This window comes from Arthrobacter sp. 10T419 (genome assembly GCF_056394105.1).
In genome coordinates, this window is record NZ_JBFTHF010000051.1 from 1 (window position 1) to 429 (window position 429).

The window sequence follows — 429 nt, forward strand, 5'->3', positions numbered from 1 at the left end:
GCGCTAGACCTAGTGACTCTAGTCTGTCCAGGAATCGGTCGCTGTTTTCCCGCAATGTCCGCGTAGGAACGTTCGCGCCGACATGCGCGAGCAATGCTGCATCATCAGATCTGCCGCCCACCATGATGGCCCAACGTGCTAGTAACTGTTCAAGGAAGTCGCGATACTCGACCGGAGGCGCGTTCACATCAATAGTGGAGGCGACCAGCACTTCTAGCGTCCTATCTGCCGGATTAAGACGCTTGTTAGGGTTCTTTTGAGTGGGATACAGAAACCCAGATCGAATGCCCAACAGACGCAGGTAGCCATCGAGGCCTCGGCGTTGGTTCCCCTCGGCATGCCGCAGCAACTCTTCGGTGACTTCTCGGCGAACTTCTTCAGGATCGGCATAGTCCTCCGCAATCTCTTGAATCCTACGCGCCAGGGGGC

1 protein-coding gene is annotated in these 429 nt (G+C 56.6%); it reads right to left on the reverse strand.

All coding sequences use genetic code 11. From position 1 onward, the window contains the following. A partial coding sequence (locus AC1DBD_RS17830) for a hypothetical protein (RefSeq protein ID WP_476982722.1) occupies positions 1-429 on the reverse strand: 429 nt, incomplete at both ends.